The sequence below is a fragment of the Streptomyces microflavus genome (assembly GCF_014650075.1).
Lineage (GTDB): Bacteria > Actinomycetota > Actinomycetes > Streptomycetales > Streptomycetaceae > Streptomyces > Streptomyces microflavus.
The window spans coordinates 693,467-717,393 of sequence record NZ_BMUG01000001.1; the positions used below are offsets into that span (position 1 = coordinate 693,467).

A 23,927-nucleotide genomic window follows, 5' to 3' on the forward strand; every position below is an offset into this window, starting at 1 on the left:
CGGCCGGGGCGGAGCCCTGCGGGCGTCGGGTTGTCGTCGGCCACCCGTAGACTTCATCCGTGGCTGGCAGGATCAATGACGACGACGTGAAGGCGGTACGGGACGCGGTCCCGATCGACTCCGTCGTGTCCGAATACCTCCAGCTGCGCAACGCGGGCGGCGGAAACCTCAAGGGACTCTGCCCCTTCCACGACGAGAAGTCCCCCTCCTTCCAGGTCAGTCCCGGCAAGGGCCTGTTCCACTGCTTCGGCTGCCAGGAGGGCGGCGACACCATCGCGTTCGTGATGAAGATCGACCACCTCTCCTTCTCGGAGACGGTCGAGCGCCTCGCCGCCAAGGCGGGCATCACCCTGCGGTACGAGGAGGGCGGCTACAACCCCTCCCACCAGCGCGGCGAACGCATCCGGCTGATCGAGGCCCACCAGGCCGCCGCCGAGTTCTACGTACAACAGCTGGAGAGCCCCGAGGCCGAGATCGGCCGGAAGTTCCTCGCCGAGCGCGGCTTCGACCAGGACGCCGCGACCCACTTCCGCGTCGGCTACAGCCCGGCCGGCTGGGACCACCTCACCCGCTATCTGCGCGGCAAGGGGTTCAGCGACAAGGAGCTGATCACCTCCGGCCTCTCCCAGGACGGCCGCCGCGGCCCCATCGACCGCTTCCGCGGCCGGCTCATGTGGCCGATCAGCGACACCGCCGGGGAGATCGTCGGCTTCGGCGCCCGCAAGCTCCGCGACGACGACAACGGCCCGAAGTACCTGAACACCCCCGAGACCCCCGTCTACAAGAAGTCCCAGGTGCTGTACGGCATCGACCTGGCCAAGAAGGACATCGCCAAGGCCAGCCGGGCCGTCGTCGTCGAGGGCTACACCGACGTCATGGCCTGCCACCTCGCCGGGGTCACCACCGCCATCGCCACCTGCGGCACCGCCTTCGGCAACGACCACATCAAGATCCTGCGCCGCCTCCTCATGGACAACGGCAGCGCCCGCGTGATCTTCACCTTCGACGGCGACTCGGCCGGCCAGAAGGCCGCCCTGCGCGCCTTCGAGGACGACCAGAAGTTCGCCGCCGAGACCTACATCGCCATCGCCCCGGACAACATGGACCCGTGCGACCTGCGGCTCGCCAAGGGCGACGACGCCGTACGCGACCTGGTCGAGCCGCGCACCCCGCTCTTCGAGTTCGCCCTGCGCCAGATCGTCGGCCGGTACGACCTGGAGACCCCGGCGGGCCGCGCGGCCGCGCTCGACGAGGCGGCGGCCGTCGTCGCCAAGATCAAGACCAGCAGCGTGCAGCGCGAGGTGGCGGTCCAGCTCGCCGGACTCGTCGGCATCCTCGACCAGGAGTTCGTCGTCCACCGCGTCGCCCAGCTCGCCCGCTGGGCCCGTGACAAGGGCGGCGACGGCCGGGGCGAGGGACGAGGCGGCCGGGGGCCCGGCCCCCAGGACCGGCGCGGGGGCGCATCGCACCAGGCCGTCCAGGCCCCCACCGCCCCCTCCGGCCCCGCGCTCAACCTCCGCAGCCCCGCCCACCGCACCGAGCGCGAGCTGCTCAAGCTCGCCCTCCAGAAGCCCGCCCTGGTCTCCCCGGCCTTCGACGCGTACGGCGTGGACGAGTTCACCGCCCCGCCCTACGCGGCCGTCCGCCAGTGCATCGAGGAGGCGGGCGGCGCCGAGCGGGGCCTCGGCGACAACCGCGAGTATCTGGTCGCCGTCATGGACGCGGCCCCCAACAACACCGTGCGCAGCCTCGTCACCGAGCTCGCCGTCGAGGTCTTCATCGGCAAGACGATCGACGAGACGTACGCCGGCATGCAGCTCGTCCACGTCCGGCTGCGCGCCGTCGACCGCCGGATCAACGACGTCCAGGGCAGCCTCGCCCGCCTCGGCAGCAACGTGGCCCCCGAGGATCTGGCGGCCGCGCAGAACGAGGTCTGGGTCCTCCAGCAGTACGCGCAGTCCCTGCGGGCGAAGGGCGCCGACGCGCTCTGAGCGCCGGACCCGCACGGCCCGACGGCTCCGGGAGCAGTAACCGGCCGGTGACCGACCGGAATCAAAAAGTCCCCGCACGCCCCTCGTGGCAACCCTGTGCCGTGCCCCACACTGGGGCTGCCAGAGTCATCCGGCAGCGATCACCTGGAGGTCGCCCCCGTGCAGACCCGGACCGTGACGACCACGACCGAGCACATGTCGGCGATTCCCGTGCAGAACCGGGCCGTCCACCACCCGGAGAACCACCGGGAGAACCACCGGGAGGACCACCCGGAGAACGACCCGGGAGCCGCGGCCGGACCGCCCGCGAGGGCACCCGAGGTGGTCATGAGCGCACCCGAGGCCGTCATGGAGGAAGCGGAGCACGTCCCCGAACCCCGCGAGGCGCGGAGCCGGACCGACAACGGCGGCCCCACCTCCGACCTCTTCCGGCAGTACCTGCGTGAGATCGGCCGCATCCCGCTGCTCAACGCCGCCGACGAGGTCGAGCTGGCCCGCCGCGTCGAGGCCGGGCTCTTCGCCGAGGAGCGCCTCGCCAACACCCCGGACCTGGACTCCCGGCTCGCCGTCGACCTGGACCGGCTCGTCGTCATGGGCCGCACCGCCAAGCGCCGGCTCATCGAGGCCAACCTCCGCCTGGTCGTCTCCGTCGCCAAACGGTACGTGGGCCGGGGCCTCACCATGCTCGACCTGGTCCAGGAGGGGAACCTCGGCCTGATCCGGGCGGTGGAGAAGTTCGACTACGCCCGGGGCTACAAGTTCTCCACGTACGCCACCTGGTGGATCCGCCAGGCCATGTCCCGCGCCCTGGCCGACCAGGCCCGCACCATCCGCGTCCCCGTCCACGTCGTGGAGCTGATCAACCGCGTGGTCCGCGTCCAGCGCCGCATGCTCCAGGAGCGCGGGTACGAGCCGACCGCCGAAGAGGTCGCGGGCCAGCTCGACCTGACCCCGGAGCGGGTCACCGAAGTCCTGCGCCTGGCCCAGGAGCCGGTCTCCCTGCACGCCCCCGTGGGCGAGGAGGACGACGTCTCCTTCGGCGACCTCATCGAGGACGGCGACGCCGCCTCACCCGTGGAGTCCGCCGCCTTCCTGCTGCTGCGCGAACACCTGGAAGCGGTGCTCTCCACGCTCGGGGAGCGCGAACGCAAGGTCGTACAGCTGCGGTACGGGCTGGAGGACGGGCGGCCCCGCACCCTGGAGGAGATCGGCCGGATCTTCGGCGTGACACGCGAACGCATCCGCCAGATCGAGTCCAAGACCCTCAGCAGGCTGCGGGACCACGCCTTCGCCGACCAACTCCGCGGCTACCTCGACTGATCCACCGGACAGGCCCTAGTCCACCTCGGCCAGCGCCTCCGCGAACTGGGCCGCGTACAGCCGGGCATAGGCGCCCCCGGCCGCCAACAGCTCCTCGTGCGTGCCCTGTTCGACGATGGCCCCGTTCTCCATGACCAGGATGACGTCGGCGTCCCGGATCGTGGAGAGCCGGTGCGCGATCACGAACGACGTACGCCCGTGGGCCAGCCGCGCCATCGCCTTCTGGATCAGCACCTCGGTCCGGGTGTCCACCGAGCTCGTCGCCTCGTCCAGGACCAGGATCACCGGGTCGGAGAGGAACGCCCGGGCGATGGTGATCAGTTGCTTCTCGCCCGCGCTGACCCCGGACCCCTCGTCGTCGATCACCGAGTCGTACCCGTCGGGCAGCGTCCGGATGAACCGGTCCGCGTGCGCCGCCCGGGCCGCCTCCTCGATCTCCTCCCGGGTGACCGCGCGCGCAGCGCCGTACGCGATGTTCTCGGCTATGGAACCGCCGAACAGCCAGGTGTCCTGGAGCACCATGCCGATCCGGGACCGCAGATCGTCCCGGCTCATCCGCGCCACGTCGACCCCGTCGAGCGCTATCCGCCCGCCGGTCACCTCGTAGAACCGCATCAGCAGATTGACCAGCGTGGTCTTGCCCGCACCGGTCGGACCGACGATCGCGACCGTCTGCCCCGGCTCCACGCTCAGCGACAGATCCTCGATGAGCGGCTTCTCCGGGTCGTAGCGGAAGGAGACCTTCTCCAGCGACACCCGCCCCAGCAGCTCCTTCGGACGCTCACCGTCCACCGGGTCCGCGCCCTGCTCCTCGGCGTCCAGCAGCTCGAAGATCCGCTCGGCCGAGGCGATCCCGGACTGCACCAGGTTCGCCATCGAGGCGACCTGCGTCAGCGGCATCGAGAACTGCCGGGAGTACTGGATGAACGCCTGCACGTCACCGATCGACAGGGTGCCCGAGGCGACCCGCAGACCACCGACGACGGCCACCAGCACATAGTTGAGGTTCGAGATGAACATCATCAGCGGCTGCATGATCCCGCTGGCGAACTGCGCCTTGAACCCGGCCTCGTACAGCGCGTCGTTCTGCTCGGCGAAGTCCTTCGCCGACTCCTCCTGCCGCCCGAAGACCTTCACCAGGTTGTGCCCGGTGTACATCTCCTCGATATGGGCGTTGAGCTTCCCCGTAACCCGCCACTGCTGCACGAACTGCGGCTGCGACCGCTTGCCGACCTGCGTCGCCACGACCACCGACAGCGGGATCGTCACCAGCGCCACCAGGGCCAGCAGCGGCGAGATCCAGACCATCATGATCAGTACGCCGACGATGGTCAGCAGCGAGTTGATGAGCTGGCCCATCGTCTGCTGGAGCGTCTGCGAGATGTTGTCGATGTCGTTGGTCGCCCGGCTCAGCACCTCACCGCGCTTGGCCCGGTCGAAGTACGACAGCGGCAGCCGCGACAGCTTCGTCTGGAGGTCCTCCCGCAGCTGGAAGACGATCCGGTTGATCACCCGGATCGACAGCCGCGTGGAGACCAGCATCAGCAGCCCCGCGCCGACATAGATCACCAGCACCGCCAGCAGGACGCTGCCCACCGCGCCGAAGTCGATGCCCTCGCCCGGGGTGAAGTCCACCCCCGAGAGCATGTCGGCCATCGAACCGCTGCCCTCCCGGCGCAGCCCCTCGATCGCCTCCGCCTTGGTGGTGCCCTCCCGCATCTGCCGGCCGACGACCCCCGCGAAGATCAGGTCGGTCGCCTTCCCGAGGATCTTCGGCCCGGCCACCGACAGCGCCACGCTGACGGTCACCGCGCCCAGCATCAGATACAGCGACGCCTTCTCCTGGCCGAACCGCTTCAGCAGCCGCTTGCTGGACCCCTTGAAGTCCATCGACCGCTCGGTGGGCGCGCCCCCGGCCATCATCCGTCCGCCCGGACCGGCCATTACGCGGCCTCCGCTTCCGTCAGCTGGGAGAGCACGATCTCCCGGTACGTTTCATTGCCGTCCATCAACTCGTGATGGGTACCGCTGCCCACGACCCGCCCCTCGTCCAGCACCAGGATCCGGTCGGCGTCGCGGATGGTGGAGACCCGCTGCGCCACGATCACCACGGTCGCCCCGGCCGTCTCCCGCGCCAGCGCCGCCCGCAGCGCGGCATCGGTCGCGTAGTCCAGCGCCGAGAACGAGTCGTCGAAGAGATAGATCTCCGGCCGCTGCACCAGCGTCCGGGCGATGGCGAGCCGCTGCCGCTGACCGCCCGACACATTGGTGCCGCCCTGCGCGATCGGCGCCTCAAGACCGTGCTCAAGGCCCTCCACGAACCCCTTGGCCTGCGCCACCTCCAGCGCGTGCCACAGCTCCTCGTCGGTCGCGTCCGGATTCCCGTACCGCAGGTTCGTCGAGACCGTCCCCGAGAAGAGGTACGGCTTCTGCGGCACCAGGCTCACCGTCTTCGCCAGCAGCACCGGATCGAGCGTCCGCACGTCCTCGCCGTCGACCAGCACCTCGCCGTCCGTCACATCGAACAGCCGGGGTACGAGACCGAGCAGCGTGGACTTCCCGCTCCCCGTCGACCCGATGATCGCGGTGGTCTCCCCGGGCCGCGCCACCAGATCCACGGCCCGCAGCACCGGCTCCTCGGCACCCGGGTACCGGAACTCCGCGCCCCGCACCTCCAGATGCCCGTGCCGCCGCAGCTCGGTGACGGGGGAGACGGGCGGCACGACGCTCGACTCGGTACCGAGCACCTCCTCGATGCGCTCGGCGCACACCTCGGCGCGCGGCACCATCATGAACATGAAGGTGGCCATCATCACTGCCATCACGATCTGCATCAGATAGGCGAGGAACGCGGTCAGCGCCCCTATCTGCATCCCCCCGCTGTCGATGCGGTGCGCGCCGAACCACACCACCGCGACGGACGACAGGTTGACCACCGTCATCACGGTCGGGAACATCAGCGCCATCAGCCGCCCCGTCGCCACCGACACATCGGTCAGCTCGGTGTTGGCACCCCGGAACCGCTTCTCCTCGTACCCGTCGCGGACGAACGCCCGGATCACCCGGTTGCCGGTGATCTGCTCGCGCAGCACCCGGTTCACGGTGTCCAGCCGCTCCTGCATCGTCCGGAACAGCGGCCGCATCCTCTTCACGATGAGGCTCACCGAGATGCCGAGCACCGGCACCACCGCCAGCAGTACCGCCGACAGCGGAACGTCCTGCCCGAGCGCCATGATGATGCCGCCGACACACATGATCGGCGCCGAGACCATCAGGGTGAACGCCATCAGCACCAGCATCTGGACCTGCTGGACGTCATTGGTGGTGCGGGTGATCAGTGAGGGCGCCCCGAACCGCCCGAGCTCCCGGGCCGAGAACGACTGCACCCGGTCGAAGACGGCACCCCGCACGTCCCGCCCCAGCGCCGACGCCGTCCGGGCCCCGTAGAAGACGGCCCCCACATTGCAGAGCACCTGCAGCACGCTGACGGCGATCATGAGACCGCCGAACTCCAGGATATAACCGGTATCGCCTGTGATGACACCGTTGTCGATGATGTCCGCGTTCAGGCTGGGCAGATACAGGGTGGCGCAGGTCTGGAGCAGCTGCAGGAAGACCAGCAGCGCGATGGGTTTCTTGTACGGGGCCAGATGGGCCCGCAGGAGTTTTATGAGCACGCGTGTCTCTCGGAGTCGGCGGAGGGAAGAGGCCGACCAAGTTTCGCGTACGCCGTACTCCCGCGGCGAACCCTTTTCCCCAAACTCAGGTCAAGGCTGGAGCGCGCGTTCGTGAGCACGCGCGCTCCACCCATACCTGGCTCACTCCGCCTGCTGGGCCCCGCCGAACGCCCCGGGATGGAGCTGATCCCGGGTCGCCCCGTACTGCTGGCGCACGGCCCGACCGACCGCCAGCTCGTCGCCCGGCTCCAGCACCTGGGCGGCTGCGCCCTGCCAGGCCGGGGGAGTGCGGGGGTCGAGGGTGCCCTGCGACACCCCGAGCGCCCAGGCCGCCTGCCGGGCGGCGCCGATCGCCGCGTACTGGGCGGGCTGCGGTACGACGACCTGGGTGCCGAACACCGCCGGAGCCAGCGCCTGTACGGCGGGGAGTTCGGCGGAGGCCCCCAGCAGGAACACCCGCCGCACCTCCACGCCCCGCCCGCGCAGCACGTCCAGGGCGTCGGCCAGCGAGCACAGCATCCCCTCGAACGAGGCGCGCGCCAGGTGCTCGGGCTTCATCGACTCACGCCGCAGCCCGCTGAGGGTGCCGGCGGTGTGCGGGAGCTGCGGAGTGCGCTCGCCCTCCAGGTACGGCAGCAGCACCAGCCCGGAGGCGCCGGGCGTGGACTTCAGCGCCAGCGCCGACAACTCCTCCAGCCCGTCCAGGCCGAGCATCTCGGCGGTGCCGCGCAACGCGCGTACGGCATTGGAGACGTGCACCACCGGCAGATGCATCCCGGTGGCGTCGGCGAAGGAGGTGATCATCCCGCTCGGATCGGCGAGCGCCTCGTGGTGGACCGCCATCACGGACCCGGAGGCCCCCAGCGACACCACCGCGTCGCCCACCGCGACCCCGAGCCCGAAGGCCGCGGCCATGATCTCGCCGGTGCCCGCGGAGATGAGGAGCCCCTCGGGCGTCATCCCGGCGGAGTCGGCGGGCCCGAGCACCTCGGGCAGCGCGGCGGGATGCCCGAGCGCGAGCTCCACCAGATCGGGCCGGTAGGCGGCGGACCCGGCCGACCAGTACCCGGTCCCCGAGGCGGCGCCCCGGTCCGTGGTCCGCCGGGCGGGCCGCCCGAGCAACTGCCACACGAGCCAGTCGTGCGGCTGGAGCACGGCAGCGACCCGCTGGGCGTTCTCCGGCTCGGTCCGCGCCAGCCACCGCAGCTTCGCCACGGGCTGCGCGGCCTGCGGTACGGCCCCGACCGCCTCGGCCCAGGCCTGCCGCCCGCCCAGCGCGTCGACCAGATCGGCCGCGGCCACCTGCGCCCGCCGGTCGTTGCCGAGCAGGGCGGGGCGTACGAGGTTGCCCTGCCGGTCCAGCGGTACGAGCCCGTGCTGCTGGGCGGAGACACCGATGGCCTGCACACCTTCGAGCAGCCCGCCGGAGGCCGCCTCACCGAGGGAGAGGAGCCAGACCTGCGGATCGACCTCGGCTGCTTTGGCCTCGACCGGGTGGGCGGCATACCCCTCCCGGAGCACGGCGCCCGAGTCCGCGTCGCAGACGACGATGTGAGTGAAGGCGGAAGAACTGTCCAGCCCCGCGACTATGCCCATACACAGATTCTGCCGCACCGCGGGACTTTCCCGTAACCGCCGCCTCCCGCCTGCCGTCCCCGGGGCCTAGGTGTTGGTGGTCCCCCAGTCGTCCTCGGCACCGCCGTTCTGGCTGCTGCGGTCCCGCAGCGACCGGACGCGCTCGGCGACGGAGGCGGGCACCTTGTCCCCGACCTTGTCGCTGACCGAGTGGTACGCCTTGCCGGCGAAGTCCCGGCCGCTGTGCGCGGCACTCTCGGCGGCGTTGCGCACGGCGGGGTTCTCCGTGAACTGGCGGGCCGACTTCTTCAACTGCTCGTAACGCTCGCGCCCGGCTCGCGTGCCGAGCACGTAACCGAGGGCCACTCCGGCGATGAACGTGAGCCGGTACCGCATGGCTGCCACCCTTCCTACGCTTGGTGCGACGTGTGCAGCCCGCCTACCCGCGAGCACCCGAGATCACCCCGGGCGCTACCGATTGGCGGAGCACCCCCCTGCTTGCGCTAATGTATGTGTCGCAGCGAACGCGCGCCGCCCGGCAGCCGCCAGGCAGGTACGATTTCGAAGCAACGCAGCAATCCCCTGTAGCTCAATTGGCAGAGCAGCCGGCTGTTAACCGGCAGGTTACTGGTTCGAGTCCAGTCGGGGGAGCGCGATCCCCTGTAGCTCAATTGGCAGAGCATTCGGCTGTTAACCGGAGGGTTACTGGTTCGAGTCCAGTCGGGGGAGCGGAACGGAAGAGGGCCCCTCGGGGTCCTCTTTCGCGTGCCCGGCCGATGCCGTCCCGGGGTGCCCGAGGGCCCCCGGAGTGACTCTTTCGGGTCTCCTTCAACTCCCCTGCAACCGGGCAGCACGCAGCGCCGTCCTCAAGATCAGGCGAAGTCGACCATCCGAAGCGAGAGATCGTATGACCGGCTATGCTGCGGCAGACGGTGCGCACACTTGTACGCGCCACGCCGAAACGGGGCGGTAGCTCAGCCGGTTAGAGCAGCGGACTCATAATCCGTCGGCCGTGGGTTCGAGTCCCACCCGCCCCACCGAGTGTCCCCAGGCAGAATCGTTCTGGCCTGGGGATACGTGTTTCCCGGGGCTGGGGGACCGCTGGTCTTCGACCAGGTCAAGACCCACCGACGCGGCAGGCCGCACTCGGCTCGCAGCCGCCGGACGGTGTGCGGCAGGGAGCCCTGCGCGCACCTGGCCGCGTACTCCTCCATCCAGGGTCTGCTGGAGGAGACCGCCCCCCTGGAACCGGGCGGTATCGCTGAGCGCGCCTCGTTCACCCGGGCCCTTGCCCCGCCGAAGATTCCGTGACCGCCTTTGCGGGACCCGCCCCTCGCCCGCAGTGTGATGTGGGTCACCTTCGTATTGGCGGAGGGAAAGTGGCTGCCAGTAGTCCAACCGGTTGCCCGTATTCCATTTCTCGCCGGAAGCGTACGGCTTGGTGCCTTTCTGGTGCGGACCTGTCCGATTGGTTCCGGTGGGCGTTTACGCAAGGTGAGATCGCGGGCGCATCTGATAATTGGGGCACCCGCGTCGATTTCATGGTCCAAGGGGCTTTTTGGTCGCGCGTGCAAGGAAAACTCTGTTGACGTCCGGTTCCTGCTGGAGTTGACTCCGCCTCTGTTTGTGAAGGTCAGGCAACTCTGAGGTGGGGGCTAGTGGAGTTCAGAGCGAGGTTTCGGCGTGCTCGAAGACGGGGCAGAGGTGGCGTGGCGGTGGCCGCCGCACTGGCAATGCTCGTGTTGCCGACCCAGGAGAGCTTTGCGGATACCGATTCTGCGGGATCGGGTGAACTGAGCGAGGGCGGCAGGGCCCTGGCGGAGGCGGTGGCCTCAGGAAGTCGCGTGGAGGTGGTCGGGGAGCGTTCGGAGCGGACGACGGTGTTCGCGAATCCCGACGGTTTCACTTTCACCCTTGAACAGTCGGTCGTCCCTGTGCGGGTGGCCAAGGGCGGGGGCGGCTGGCAGGCGCCGGACGCCACGCTGGAGCGCCGGCCGGACGGATCCGTCGGGCCGAAGGCCGCCGCGGTGGGCATGGAGTTCTCCGGCGGTGGTGACGACCCGCTGGTGAAGCTGTCCAAGCATCAGCAGTCCCTCGAACTGGCGTGGCCGACGGATCTTCCGGTACCTCGGCTCGATGGCCCGAGCGCGGTCTACGAGGATGTGTTGCCGGATGTGGACCTGATGGTCACGGCAACGCCCGAGAGCTTCCAGCAGGTGCTGGTGGTCAGGACGCCGGAGGCGGCCGCGGCACCGGAGTTGAAGAAGCTGTCGTTCCGGCTGAGGACGAACGGACTCGAGGTCCGCACGGGCGCCTCGGGGAACCTCACCGCAGTGGACGGGAACGGGAAGACGGTCTTCCGCGCGCCGCCCGCCCGGATGTGGGACTCGGCGGGTGCGGCGGCCGTGGACGCTCCCACGTCGCTCGCGCACGGTGCGGCGCGGCCGGCGGCCGGGAACCAGGCAGTACCGGGCGATGCCGCGGAGGCGGCGCCGTCCGGCTCCGGCATCGAGCCCGGTCAGGGGGACAACGTCGCCCGCATCGACGTCGAGGTCGCGAAGGACGCCCTGGCCGTCGTCCCGGACGCCGACATGCTGGCGAAGACCGACGGAAAGGCGTTCCCGCTGTTCATCGACCCGACGGTGACGTGGGGGGAGTCGGAGCGGACGCTGCTGCGTTCGGACGGCTATGAATCCTACGGGTGGGGCAACGGGGACGACGGCCAGGGCAAGGGCGTCGGAAAGTGCGGTACGTGGGCCGGCTATTACTGCGGGCCCGGTTACGTGCAGCGGCTCTACTTCGAGTTCTCCCCGGCGGAACTGAAGGGCAAGCAGGTACTGGGCGCGACATTCCGCGTGACGGAGCCATGGGCATTCCAGTGCGATCCGCGGTGGGTGGATCTGGTGCGTACGAACAACATCTCTTCATCCACCACGTGGTCGTCGCGGCCGAAGAATCTGGACTTGATGGTGGACCGGCACGTTTCTGCCGGGCGGGGTTCGTTGTGTGATCCGGATTCGCCGGACGCGCCGATCGAGTTCAAGGACAACCCGGATGAGACGAACGAGAATTTGACGCCCACGGTGCGCGATTTCGCCGCGGGCAAATTCTCCCGGCTGACGCTGATGCTCAAGGCGAACGATGAGGGTGACACCGCGGCGTGGAAGCGGTTCAAGAACGACGCTGTCCTGGCCGTGGACTTCGTGGGGCTGCCGGCCAAGCCGAGCGGTATCGGGTTGGTGACCGGATCGGGAACGGTATGTGAGACCAAGGAGTCCGATCCTGCGATCGTGTCCGACCCCACGCCGACGCTGACCGCCACTCCTCAGACCGCGTCCGGGGGCGAGAAGGACGCACAGCTGCGGGTCGCGATGGACGTCGACAAGAAGGCGGCCAACGGGACGTGGTCGAACGCGATCACCGAGATGGAGCGTCCGACCAGCGGATACGTCGGCGACAACGTGAAGCTCTCGGCGTCGTCCGCGACTCTCGCGGAGGGCACGCTGTACCGGTACCGGTCGTGGACGCGCTCGTACTACAACGGAGGCAAGAGCCAATTGCCGGGTCCGTCGAACGCCTCGACGACCGGTTGGTGCTACTTCAAGGTCGACCCGACCGCTCCGAAGGCCCCGAAGATCGCCTTCGGCGCGACCTACACCGAGTGCACCACCAACGCGTGTGCGCCCGGTGGCGCCCCCGGAGTGAAGGACGCGTTCACTTTCTCCGCCGCGACGGGTGACACCAACGTGGCGTACCAGTACCGGCTCTCGCAGGATGCCGCATGGTCGACGGAGCGTGCCGGTGCGACGGTCAAGGAGACGATCACGCCTGCGAAGCCGGGCACGTTCCGGTTGTACGTGCGGGCCAAGGACACGGTCGGCCGGTGGGGTGCGCAGAACCTCGTGGACTTCCTCGTCGCGGCGGGTGCGGGACCGGTCGGTCGGTGGCGCTTCGACGAGGCGGACGGAGTCGCCAAGGACGCGGCCACGGCCGACGGCGCCGACGACGCCACCCTGGCCGGAGGGGCTGTGCGGGACGACCGCGGGCGCCGCGGCCTGCTCACGCACGACAGCTCAGGTGATCCGCTCGCGAACCCGGTCACGGACAAGGGGCTGTCGTTGAACGGCACCACCGGGTACGCGGCGACCGGCGGTCCGGCGCTGGAGACCCGGTCCGCCTACACCGTTTCCGCCTGGGCCCGGCTCGACCGCACGACAGGCGTGGGAATCGTGGCCTCCCAGGATGGAGCCCGCTACTCGCCGTTCATCCTCAGCTATTCGAAGGACGTGGGCAGGTGGTTCTTCGGTGTGAAGGAGACCGAGGCCACGGCAGTCGGCTACTTCGGGATCGCAGCGAAGAACCCGCCGGTGGTCGGGGTGTGGACACACCTCGCGGGTACCTATGACCCCGTCACGCAGGAGGTGGTGCTGTACGTCAACGGCGTTTCCCAGGGCAAGAGGACGGCCAAGGGTGCCTGGCAGACGTCCGGCGCCCTGCAGATCGGCCGCTACAAGTGGGCCGACGTCCACCAGTACTACTTCCCCGGCAGCATCGACGAGGTCGCCGTATGGCAGAGGGCCCTGCTGCCGGACGAGGTCGCCGATGAGGCGAGGGTGAGCACAGCTCCCGGGTTCGCGGCCACCGAGCTCATCGCGGACTGGTCGCCGTCACGGGGCAGTGGTTCGGTCATCGGTGACACCACCTCCGGATACAGACGTGATCTGACACTGACCGGTGGTGCGTCGCTGGACGGTGAGGAACTGGTCCTGGACGGCGTGGACGACGCGGCCGTGGCGAATGTCCCCTTGGTGGACGACACCGGCTCGTTCACGGTGACCACCCTGGTCTCCCTGGACGAGACGAAGCTGGCCGCGAAACCGGTCGGCTACATCGGACAGGTCCTCGGCCAGCGGACGGCCGACGGCTCGTCGTGGGGGCTCTGGTACGAAGTCACGGGCCACAGGACCGTTCTGGACGAGGAGACGCTGGAGGAGAGGCAGGTACCGACCGGGTTCTGGCGCTTCGGGCGTCTGAACGCGGACGGCACTTCCACCTCGGTGGTATCCGACGAGGAGGCGGCGATCGACGCGCCGGTGCGTCTGACGGGCATCTTCGACGCACAGGATGCGACGGTTTCGCTCCGGGTGGGCTATGTCCTCAACGGAGAACCGAAGCTGTTCACGGCGCAGGCCGGCTCGGGTGAGTTCGCCCTCGGCAAGGGGGTCGGCGGCGGGACGTGGAAGTACTTCCTGCCCGGCCGCATCGCCGAAGTCCGGGTGTGGGCCGGAGCAGTGGCGAGCCACGAACAGGCCGAATTCCTGACCGGCGACTAGTCGGAGGCCGGGGCGGCACGGCAATGCCGTGCCGCCCCCGCCCGGCTCCGGCGTTTCCGTCGAGGAGACGCCGCGAGGACCGACTTCTTCTCAGACACGACTCTTTGGGTGGGGACAGACATTATGGCATTTGGCATAGGCACGTCACGAAGATGGAGAAGGGCATCGAGACGCCCGGAGAGCCGCCTCCTGGTGGCATCCCTGGTTCTGGCACTGGCTGTGCCCGTGGGTCTGGCCCCTGTGGCTTCGGCGCAGCCGGGCGGCCTGGGACGTCCGGACCTGCCCGAACAGCGGGTCAGCAAGGTCAAGGAGGTCACCGGCCCGGGTGCGAGAGAGGCCCGAACCCGGGTGGCGAAGGACCGCGAGGCCAACGCCGCGCAAGCGAGGACGGCCAAGGAGGAGCAACAGGTCACCTGGCCGGCTCCCGCCACTGCGAAGGTCACGCTCGAACCGGCCGGCAGGGCCGAGGCGAAGCCCGGCGGCCTGCCGCTGACGGTCGCCCCTTCCCGCACCCGGAGCGACGCCCAGGGGAGCACCGACGTCAAGCTCACCACTCTGGACCGGAAGGCCACGGACAGGCTCGGGGTCACGGGTGTGGTCCTCACCGCGGAGGCGGGCCGGGAAGGGCGTGCCGAAGTCGGCATCGACTACAGCTCCTTCGCCTCCGCGGTCGGCGGCGGCTGGTCGGGGAGGCTGCGCCTGGTGCGGTTGCCCGACTGTGCGCTGACCACGCCGGAGAAGACCGAGTGCCGGACGCAGACTCCTCTGGATTCGCGGAACGATACGAAGAAGCGCACAGTCACCGCGCAGATCACCCTCGCCGGGAGTGCCGCCGGGAAGCGGTCCGGCGGGGCCGCCTCGGGCAGGCAGGTTCTCGCGCTGACCGCGACGGCGGCCGGCGCCGGTGAGTCCGCCAAGGGCGTCGGCGACTACAGCGCCACCGCCCTGTCGGAGTCGTCCTCGTGGCAGGCGGGCGCGAGTTCCGGCTCCTTCACCTGGTCGTACGCACTCGATCTGCCGGCCGCGGCCGCCGGTCCCTCCCCGTCCTTCGGGCTGTCCTACGACTCGGGAAGTGTCGACGGGCGAACGGCGACGACGAACAACCAGGGCACCTCGGTCGGTGAAGGCTTCTCGATGACCGAGTCGTACATCGAGCGCACGTACGGCAGTTGTGACGACGACGGCCACGACGACGTCTCCGAACAGTGCTGGAAGTACGACAACGCGCGTCTGGTGCTCAACGGCGTTTCGTCCCGCCTGGTCAAGGACGACACCTCCGGCAAGTGGAGGCTCGAAGGGGACGACGCCTCACAGGTGACACGGTCGACAGGCGCGGACAACGGGGACAACGACGGTGAGTACTGGACCGTCGTCAAGGGAGACGGCACGTCGTACGTCTTCGGCCGCGACAAGCTCGACGGTGCCGGCACCGAGCGCACCAACTCCACCTGGACCGTGCCTGTGTACGGCGACGACAGTGGGGAGCCCGGATACGACGCGGGCGGTTCCTTCGCGGACCGTTCCGTCAAGCAGGCCTGGCGGTGGAACCTCGACTACACGGTCGACACGAACAACAACGCCGCCACGTACTGGTACGCGGCGGAAGCGAACTACTACAAGAAGAGCGAGGCGACGAAGGCCGGAGTGGCCTACACCCGCGGTGGATACCTGAAGGAGGTCAGATACGGACTGCGCAAGGATGCCCTCTTCACCGATGACGCGGACGCCAAGGTCACCTTCGACTACGCCGAACGCTGCACCGCCTCGGACTGCTCCAGCCTGAACGAGGACACCGCCGACAACTGGCCGGACGTTCCCTTCGACGCGATCTGCGCCAAGGACTCCGACGACTGCCTGGCGGAGGGGCCCGCGTTCTTCTCCCGAAAGCGGCTGACCGGTGTCAACACCTTCTCCTGGTCGGCCGCGGAGAAGAAGTACGCCCCGGTGGACTCCTGGGACTTCACCCAGCAGTACCTGGACGGTGGGGACATCGGAGACACATCCGATCAGGTCCTGACCCTGAAGTCGATCAAGCGGACTGGCCTGACCGGCACCGCCGTCACCCTCGACCCCGTCTCCTTCACCTATCAGATGCGGCCGAACCGGGTGGACGGCACCGACGACATTCTGCCGCTGACCAGGCCGCGCATGTCGACCATCACGTCCGAGACCGGCTCGATCACCACAGTGACGCTGTCCAGCGCCGAATGCACGCGTGCCCAGGTCGTCGGGGCGGAGGAGGACTCCAACACCCGCTCGTGCTACCCGCAGTACTGGAACATCAACGGCGCTTCGGAGGCGTCGGTCGACTGGTTCCAGAAGTACCGGGTCCTGGCCGTCACCGTCTCCGATCCCGCGGGTCAGAACGACACGGTGGAGAACGAGTACGCGTACAGCGGCGCCGCCTGGCACTACAGCGACGAGCCGTTCACGCCCAAGGACGAGCGGACCTGGTCCGACTGGCGTGGATACCGTCAGGTCACCGTCTACGGCGGGGCGAAGGACGCCGCCCGCTCCAAGACGGTTTCGCTCTATCTGCAGGGCATGGACGGGGACAAGAAGAAGGACGGCACCACCCGTGCCGTGACTGTTCCCGCGCTCACCGCTCCGGCACTCGGCATCCCGGCGCTCAAGGATGCCGAGCAGTACGCCGGCGAACTGCGGCAGAGTGTCGTCTACGACGGTGCCACCCCCATCTCGGCCACCATGAACGTGCCTTGGTCCAAGGAGACCGCCCGCCAGTCCGTACCGGGAGCGGGCGACCAGGTGGCCCGCTACGTCCGTACCGCGGCATCGACGAGCTACACCTATCTGACCGTGCCGAAGACCTGGCGCTCTACAGGAACAGCCAGTTCCTTCGACGACTTCGGCATGGCCAGGACCACCTCCGACCTCGGTGACCTGGCGAAGTCCGGAGACGAGACCTGCACGCGTCTCTGGTACGCCCGCAACGAAGCAGCGGGGCTGACCAGCCTTGTCTCCCGTACCCGCACGGTGGCGAAGGCGTGTTCGGTGACCGAAGCCGCACTCGCTCTTCCCGCCAACAAGGACACACGCGGTGACGTACTGTCCGACACCGCGACGGTCTACGACACCGGCACCGTCGCCGGCTGGACGCCGGACCAGAAGCCGACGAAGGGAGCCGGCACCTGGACGGGCCGGGCCACCGGTTACCCTGCCACGGCGACCGGCGGCGAGCGCAACCCCACCGGCTGGCAGCGGCAGCTCGCGACAACCTACGACGCCCTCGGCCGTACGCTGACCGTCACCGATGCCCAGAACAACGTCTCACGCACCGCCTACACCCCGGTTGCTGCCGGGCCGCTGACCAAGACGGTCCTCACCAACGCCAAGGGACACACGGCCGTCACCTTCCTCGATCCGCGCCGCGCGCTTCCCGAGCGCACCTATGACAACAACCAGAACAAGACGGAACAGGCTTACGACGGGCTGGGCCGGCTGACACAGGTCTGGGCGCCCGACCGCATCCGCGGCAGCCAGAGCCCCAACTCGACCTTCGCGTACCACCTGAGCAGGACCGAACCGTCCTCGGTGGCCACCTCCACGCTCAAGGCCGACGGCGAGACGTACAACACCACCTACACGGTGTACGACGCGCTCCTGCGGCCACTGCAGACCCAGTCGCCGACCCCGCTCGGCGGCCGGCTCCTGACCGACACCCGCTACGACAGCCGCGGCCTGGAGTACGAGACGTACGCGGACATCTTCGACAGCACGAGCACGCCGAAGGGGGTCTACACCCGGGCCGAGTACGGCGAGGCTCCCAGGCAGAACGAGACGGTGTTCGACGGCGCCGGGAGGCCCACGACGACAGCCCTCTACACCTTCGGTGTCAAGAGGTGGACCACCAGCACCAGCTACACCGGGGACTCGACGGCCACCACCGCGGTGAAGGGCGGATCCGCGACCCGCACCATCACCGACGCCCGCGGCCGCGAGGTGGAGAAGCGAGAGTACGCGGGCCAGAAGCCGGACGACGCGGCCTACGGCAGCACGCTCGGAATCCCATACACCTCCACCGCGACCACGTACACGCCCGACGGGCTGAAGGACGTGATCACCAGTGCCCAGGACGGGTCGAAGTGGATCTACACCTACGACCTCTTCGGCCGGAAGGTGAGCGAGACCGACCCGGACATGGGACGGAGCGCCACCGAGTACGACACTCTCGACCGGGCCGTGAAGGTGACGGACGCGCGCGACGCGTCCATCATCACCGGCTACGACCAACTCGGCCGCGTGGAGAGCACCTGGTCCAAGGAGAAGGCCGACGCCAACCTGCTGACCAGCCGCGTGTACGACACCCTCGCGAAGGGGCAGATGACCTCCTCCACCCGCTACACCGGCGGTTCGAGCGGCGTGCGCTATACGAAATCCGTCACCGCCTACGACAGCTTGAACCGTGCCGTCGGCACCCGGATCACACTTCCGGACTCCGATCCGCTGGTGAAGGCGGGTGTGTCGGCCACGCTGGACTTCACCAGCCACTACCGCATCGACGGCACACTGCAGAACGGCACCGAGCCCGCGGTCGGAGGGTTGGCAAAGGAGACGGTCGAGCACCGCTACAACGCCCTCGGCCAGGCGACGTCCGTCACCGGAGCCACCGGCTACCTTCGGGCCGTCGACTACTCCGCCCTCGGCCAGGTACAGCAACTGACTCTGGGCACCGGTGGCGAGGGAGCCAAGAACGTCTATGTCACCAACACCTATGAGGAGGGGACAGCCCGGCTCACCCGCAGCCATGTCACGGACCAGACCCACCCGTACATGCTCCAGGACCTCAAGTACACCCAGGACGAAGCGGGGAACATGACGTCGATCTCCGACGGCGCCACCCTCGGCGGCACGGGCAAGGCCGACCACCAGTGCTTCGTCTACGACGCCCGTCGGCGCCTCACCGAGGCCTGGACCCCGCAGACCGCGGACTGCGCCACCACCGGCCGGACCGCGGCCGGTATCACGGGCGCCGCGCCCTACTGGACCAGCTACACCTACACGGCGGCGGGGCAGCGTGATACCGAGACCACGCACGCCACTTCGGTGAACGCTTCGACAACCACAACGGCATACGAGTACGGCACCGCGACGGGCCAGCCCCATCCCCTGAACAGAACCACGGGCGCGAAGGCCGGCGCCTACGTCTATGACAAGTCCGGCAACACCACCAAGCGACCCGGTGTTCAGGCCACTCAGACCCTGGACTGGGACAGCGAGGGCAATCTCAGCCGGACGACAGAACCCGCGGTCGGCTCGAAGCCGGCGCTCGACACGGGCTACCTCTACGACGCCGACGGCGAGCTCCTGATCCGTCGGGCCGCCGGCGCCGGTGACACGGTCCTCTACCTCGGTGCGACCGAGGTACGCCTCACCGTGAAGGGGACAGCCAAGTCCCTTTCCGGAACGCGCTACTACAGCGCCGCAGGGCGCACGCTCGCCGTCCGGACGGCCACGGCCGGTACCGCGAGCACCCAGCTCAGCTTCCTCACCGCCGACCACCACGGCACGTCCAGCCTCGCCATCGAGGCAGTCACCCAGGCGGTGACGAAGCGCTACAGCACGCCGTTCGGTGCGCCCAGGGGAGACCAGCCGACGACCACATGGCCCGACGACAAGGCTTTCCTGGGCAAGCCCGCCGACATCACCACGGGGCTCACGCACATAGGCGCCCGTGAGTACGACACAGGAGTCGGCCAGTTCCTCAGCGTCGATCCGGTCCTGAGCATCGAACAGCACCAGTCGCTCAACGGCTACACGTACGCCAACCAGAACCCCGCCACGAACAGTGACCCGACTGGCCTCGCTTGCTACGGCGGCAACCACTCCGCCAGCTGCAACCCCACCGGTCAGGGCGGCGACGCCCCCGCAGGCTGCTACGCGGGCAACATGTCCGCCAGCTGTGTCGGCTACAGCGGCGACAATATGGGCACGGGCGGTGGCGGTGGCTCGGTGAGCAGCGGCGGTTCGGGGGGAACGGCTTCCACCTCGATCGGTGGAACTGCCGGATACGGAACTTCGCTGACCTATATAGCCGGGCCGAAGCCCGTCCCCGTCTGTTTCGCGTGCATGATCGGCCTTGCGCCGGTGTTGGGGGCGGCGGTCGGGCCGGTCCTGGAAGAGGCCCAACTGCAGAACTATTGCACGAGCGTGCCGATCGATACCGTCTGCAACCCGCAGGACGCTGTGCTGGGCGGGGGCAGTGACGGCTTCAGGGAACTGGCACTCAAGTGGGCGTTCGGGAAGCTGGAATGGCGGAGCGGGACTTACGGCGAAGACAGTGAGATCGCCAGGCAAGTCATGATGACCGATGCGACTTTCGAACAGCGCGACGTCATCAGCTCGATGTACTACAACCTGGGCATCGTCAAGGGGAAGGTGTCGAAGAGCATAACCAATGAAGGCATATCCGGTCAGCTGAAGAAGGACCTGAAGCCCTTGATCACGGGCGACCACAACCTGGCAACCGTGGGGCTGGGGTCGTATACGACGGATTATGAGGTTCTGCGAGCAAGCCCTCAAGGGTTGCAGGTCCGCATGACTGTCAGAAACACGATGACGATATCCTCGCTCGCGCGCCCTGCGGTAGGGTACGGCACCGCGCGTGAGAAGTTTGTGCAGCGGTGGCTGGACAACGACGGAATTATCGCGTTCGAAGGTGCGGGTAGGCCGTACTCGATGGAGGTGACATTCAGGACGGTAATCCGCAGGAACGGTTACAGAGGGCTCGGGAGCTGATGGAGAATTCCCCGAAGTCGCTTTCTGTCGGGCAGATATGATCGACAGAAAGCGACTCCGGGTTTGGAATACGGCAGAAGGTTTTCATATGCTCGGCATGGTTGTCATCGCAATGCTCCTCCTGGCTATTGCGATCGTGGTCTCGCTGTGTGTAGCAGGGATTCACGCGGTTCTTCTCGGTCGGGTACCCGGGCGGTGGCTGCGATACCGTGTGCAACGTCCTCGAATGTGGGGAGCGGGAGTGATACTTGTGGCGCTCACCTGGCCCTTGGATTCCCTCTACGCTTGTGTCGTGGGAGTCGGCCTGGTCGCGATCGGGTACGTGCCGGAAGGAGAGCGCTGATCTCCGCCGTATGAGCAGGGGCCCATTGACTCGATTGCGGAATGATCGTTTCGCGCAGGTGCTTCAGCTTTACGGAGACAGCGCGGGGGCGGCGCCGAGTCGGCGCCGCCCCCGGTGGTTCAGGTGGCGGTGGATCAGGCGAAGCTCTTGACCGCTTCGTCCTCGGTGTCGTACACGTCGAAGACGGTGATCAGCTGCGTGATGGCCAGGATGTCGTGGATCTTCGGGGGCAGGTTCACCAGCTTGAGCTTCGCGCCCCGGTTGGTGGCCCTCGTGTAGGCCGAGACGAGCTCGCCGATGCCCGAACTGTCGATCGTGGTGACACTGCCCAGGTCGAGGAGAATCTTTGTCGAGCCGTTGTCGAGCTCGTCCTGCACGGCACCGCGCAGTACTACGTCACCCACTCCGATGGTGATCTTTCCGGTGACGGCGACGATGCTGACGTCGCCCACGGTGCGGCGGTTGACCTGAGCCATGAGTGCCTGCCTCTATGCGGTGGTGTCGAAGACCAGGACCACGTCGGTTCCCGGTGGATCGTCGCGGCGTGCGACGGTGTAGCTGTCCGTCAGGTGGTCGATCAGGACGAGGCCGCGGCCGGAGGGGGTCAGATTGACCTTCCCGGTGGGCGGGGGAGGCGTGAAGCCGTCGCCCTCGTCGCCGACCGTGACGCGCACCCGGCCCTCCTGGGTCTCCCAGTCGAGCCGGACGCGTTTGCCGGGGTGGAGCCGGTTGCCGTGGAGGACGGCGTTGGCCGCCGCTTCCCTGACGGCCAGGCAGATCCTGTACCGGTCGTCCTCGCCGAGCCCACAGGTCTCCGCGAGCGTCTCCGCCCAGGTCTCGGCCTCGTCGATGTGCACCACACCGGACGGCAACTGCACCGCGTTCCCACCCATGTGCGCCCTCCGCCCGGTACTCCGTCGGCAACCCTCGGCGAGGCTATGCAGCCACGGGCGACGGCTTCCGGGAGATGGCCGGCCGTTCACACGAATGGGGCAGCGGCTTCAGGACATGGCTCACCTGCGCCGCTCCCCCGAGTCTCTCCCCGGCCCCGCTGATCGGGGCCTTTCGGATCGTCAGGGCTTCTCGACGATGACCACGGCGTTGCTCATCGGCCGCTCGCGCAGAGGGCCGCCCCAGTCGTCCACCGGCCGGTTGTAGAGCGTGTCCTTGGCGACGAGGGTGGTGTCGCCGCCGCTGCCCATCCCCACCGCGTCCTCGGCGCCCAGCCACTTCATCACCTCGGCCGCCTCGGGCAGCGTCGCTCCCACACTCAGGGCCGGGTCGCGGCCGTCGATCGTGACGAGCAGCAGCTCACCGGCCGCGGTCACGCCGGCGAGCGTACGGGCATGGCGCTGCAACAACGTGTTGTTGGCCCGGCACTTCTCGCCCGGGCCGAGCGCGGCCGGGACGCAGGACGCCTGGGACATCCCGTTGGCGGCCGGGTTCATCCACACCTCTCCGCCCCGGACCAGCGCCGGCGTACGGCCCGCCACCGCGGACAGCGTGGGTGTGGTCACGGACCTGCCGTCGCGGCCCCGGACCGTGGAGCCCGGCTTGAACGCCTTGCCGACCTCGCTGTGCGCGCGGAGCCAGTCCGCCCCCGCGCCGATGCCCTGGAGGACCCGGCCGCCGGGCGGGATCGGGCTCCCACCGGCCCGGCTGCGGAGCTCCTTGACGACCCAGTTGCCGTCCATGACGACATCCACGGACTGGTCGGCGAACTCCGCGTCGTCCGCGTACCACTGGGCCTGCCACCCCGTGGCGGGGTCGGTCCACGTTCCGTCCCGGCGTACGGGGGTGGGAGTGGCGGCGCCCCACTCCGGGCGGAAGACCACGATCTCGTCGGGGTCGACGCAGTTGGTGTTGCGCCACGGCTGGAGCGTTCTGACCCTGTCCTCGCCGGAGCGGCGGTAGTCGTTCCCGACGCCCCCACAGCCCAGGACCTGGCCGGTCGCCCGGTTGATGCCGTCGATCACCCGCGTCGCGCCGTCGGGTGCGGTGATCCGCGTCTCGGAGCTGATCTCGTCGACGGCGGCACGGCCCTTGAGCCCCTCCAGCAGCAGGGCGGTCCGGCCGTTGTTCGGGGCGCTGAGCAGGGTGTTGTTCTGCAGGTACAGGCCCTGAGGCACACCCTCGAAGCCTCCGGAGCCGGTGTTGTTGGGGCCGGAGATGTCGAATTCCGAGCCGTTGACCGCGACGAGCGCGCCACTGGCCTGGGCGAGCTGCCTCACCGTCTCGGAGCCCTGGATGTCCTTCCCGTGCACGGCCTTCAGTGTGACCCGGGCCGACGGCGCGACCGTGATCACCCTGACCTGCCACGGACCCCTGCTCGCGCCTCCGTCCTCGGCGGTGAAGAAGGTCCGGCTGTTGGTGAAACCGGCGGCCGCCAAGGCCTGCTTGGTCTGGACGGCGTCCTCCCGGCGGTCGGCGGCGAACCGGCCGACCCGGACCCCGTACCCCACGATCCGGCTGTCCGTGTCGACGCTCGCCGGCACGGTGAAGGTGTCGACGCGGGCGGTGAATCCGGCCGCGTTCACGTCCGCCGCCAGCTTCCTGGCCAGGTCGATGCTGCCGAAGGTCTCCGTGCCCGAGTGGCGGTCGCGGACCCAGACCGCCCAGGAGTCCGAGGCCTCGCCCTGCCAGAACTTGCGGTACGTGACACCCGGGGCCAGCACGTCGGCGGGTCTGGTGTGGGTCGGTACGTCGGCGGGGCCGAGTGGCATCCGCCCCACCGGCTCGGTGCCGACCGCCACCGCGTCGCCCGTGGGCGGCAGTTGGCCCGGGGCGCCCGCACCGAGCAGCAGCACCGAGGTCACCGCCAGGGCTGCGGGAACCCGGACGCGCCGGGCGGATCGGGGTATGGGGTTGTGCGGCACAGCTGTCTCCGTTCGGATGCGCCCCGGTCGGGCGGATGCCTCACCTCACCACACCG

General features: G+C 68.9%; 12 protein-coding genes and 3 tRNA genes. 8 read left to right on the forward strand and 7 right to left on the reverse strand.

Features of this window, described 5'->3' with window-relative positions; all coding sequences use genetic code 11:
* The first annotated feature begins 59 nt into the window (after positions 1-59).
* On the forward strand, positions 60-1,991 hold the full coding sequence (gene dnaG / locus IE264_RS03005) for a DNA primase (protein WP_078657312.1): 1,932 nt from the start codon (positions 60-62) through the stop codon (positions 1,989-1,991).
* A 159-nt stretch (positions 1,992-2,150) separates the two neighbouring features.
* Positions 2,151-3,311 carry an RNA polymerase sigma factor gene (locus IE264_RS03010; protein WP_032753160.1) on the forward strand — a complete coding sequence of 387 codons (1,161 nt, stop codon included), beginning with the start codon at positions 2,151-2,153 and terminating at the stop codon, positions 3,309-3,311.
* Between the two features lie 15 nt (positions 3,312-3,326).
* Here IE264_RS03010 and IE264_RS03015 read toward each other — a convergent pair whose 3' ends face one another.
* The 4 genes from IE264_RS03015 to IE264_RS03030 form a co-directional block, all read right to left on the reverse strand.
* A complete protein-coding gene (locus IE264_RS03015; RefSeq protein WP_032753159.1) occupies positions 3,327-5,255 on the reverse strand; it encodes an ABC transporter ATP-binding protein in 1,929 nt (642 codons plus the stop codon).
* Positions 5,255-6,988, reverse strand: coding sequence for an ABC transporter ATP-binding protein (locus tag IE264_RS03020; RefSeq protein WP_032753158.1), 1,734 nt, complete (start codon positions 6,986-6,988; stop codon positions 5,255-5,257). Before IE264_RS03020 ends, IE264_RS03015 begins: the two co-directional genes overlap by 1 nt.
* 141 nt (positions 6,989-7,129) lie before the next feature.
* Complete coding sequence (locus tag IE264_RS03025) at positions 7,130-8,584, reverse strand: FGGY family carbohydrate kinase (protein ID WP_032753156.1); 1,455 nt, start codon at positions 8,582-8,584, stop codon at positions 7,130-7,132.
* 66 nt (positions 8,585-8,650) lie between these two features.
* On the reverse strand, positions 8,651-8,959 hold the full coding sequence (locus IE264_RS03030) for a secreted protein (protein WP_015608334.1): 309 nt from the start codon (positions 8,957-8,959) through the stop codon (positions 8,651-8,653).
* Between the two features lie 182 nt (positions 8,960-9,141).
* Here IE264_RS03030 and IE264_RS03035 point away from each other — a divergent pair.
* The 6 genes from IE264_RS03035 (at position 9,142) to IE264_RS03060 (ending at position 20,652) form a co-directional block, all read left to right on the forward strand.
* Positions 9,142-9,214, forward strand: a tRNA-Asn gene (locus IE264_RS03035).
* Between the two features lie 5 nt (positions 9,215-9,219).
* Positions 9,220-9,292, forward strand: a tRNA-Asn gene (locus IE264_RS03040).
* Between the two features lie 234 nt (positions 9,293-9,526).
* Positions 9,527-9,600: transfer RNA gene (locus IE264_RS03045), tRNA-Ile, on the forward strand.
* A 40-nt stretch (positions 9,601-9,640) separates the two neighbouring features.
* Positions 9,641-9,874, forward strand: a complete 234-nt coding sequence (locus IE264_RS03050; protein WP_158706480.1) for a hypothetical protein — start codon at positions 9,641-9,643, stop codon at positions 9,872-9,874.
* A gap of 422 nt (positions 9,875-10,296) precedes the next feature.
* A complete protein-coding gene (locus IE264_RS03055) occupies positions 10,297-13,896 on the forward strand; it encodes a laminin G domain-containing protein (protein ID WP_032753153.1) in 3,600 nt (1,199 codons plus the stop codon).
* A gap of 225 nt (positions 13,897-14,121) precedes the next feature.
* Complete coding sequence (locus IE264_RS03060) at positions 14,122-20,652, forward strand: RHS repeat-associated core domain-containing protein (RefSeq protein WP_051821662.1); 6,531 nt, start codon at positions 14,122-14,124, stop codon at positions 20,650-20,652.
* 477 nt (positions 20,653-21,129) lie between these two features.
* On the opposite strand, the gene IE264_RS03065 is transcribed toward IE264_RS03060, so the two are convergent.
* The 3 genes from IE264_RS03065 to IE264_RS03075 all read right to left on the reverse strand — a co-directional run bounded on the left by IE264_RS03065 (position 21,130) and on the right by IE264_RS03075 (position 23,871).
* Positions 21,130-21,471, reverse strand: coding sequence for an STAS domain-containing protein (locus IE264_RS03065; RefSeq protein ID WP_032753152.1), 342 nt, complete (start codon positions 21,469-21,471; stop codon positions 21,130-21,132).
* 12 nt (positions 21,472-21,483) lie between these two features.
* Positions 21,484-21,888, reverse strand: coding sequence for an ATP-binding protein (locus tag IE264_RS03070; protein ID WP_015608328.1), 405 nt, complete (start codon positions 21,886-21,888; stop codon positions 21,484-21,486).
* Positions 21,889-22,068: 180 nt separating this feature from the next.
* Complete coding sequence (locus IE264_RS03075; protein WP_032753150.1) at positions 22,069-23,871, reverse strand: phosphodiester glycosidase family protein; 1,803 nt, start codon at positions 23,869-23,871, stop codon at positions 22,069-22,071.
* Positions 23,872-23,927 lie beyond the last annotated feature (56 nt).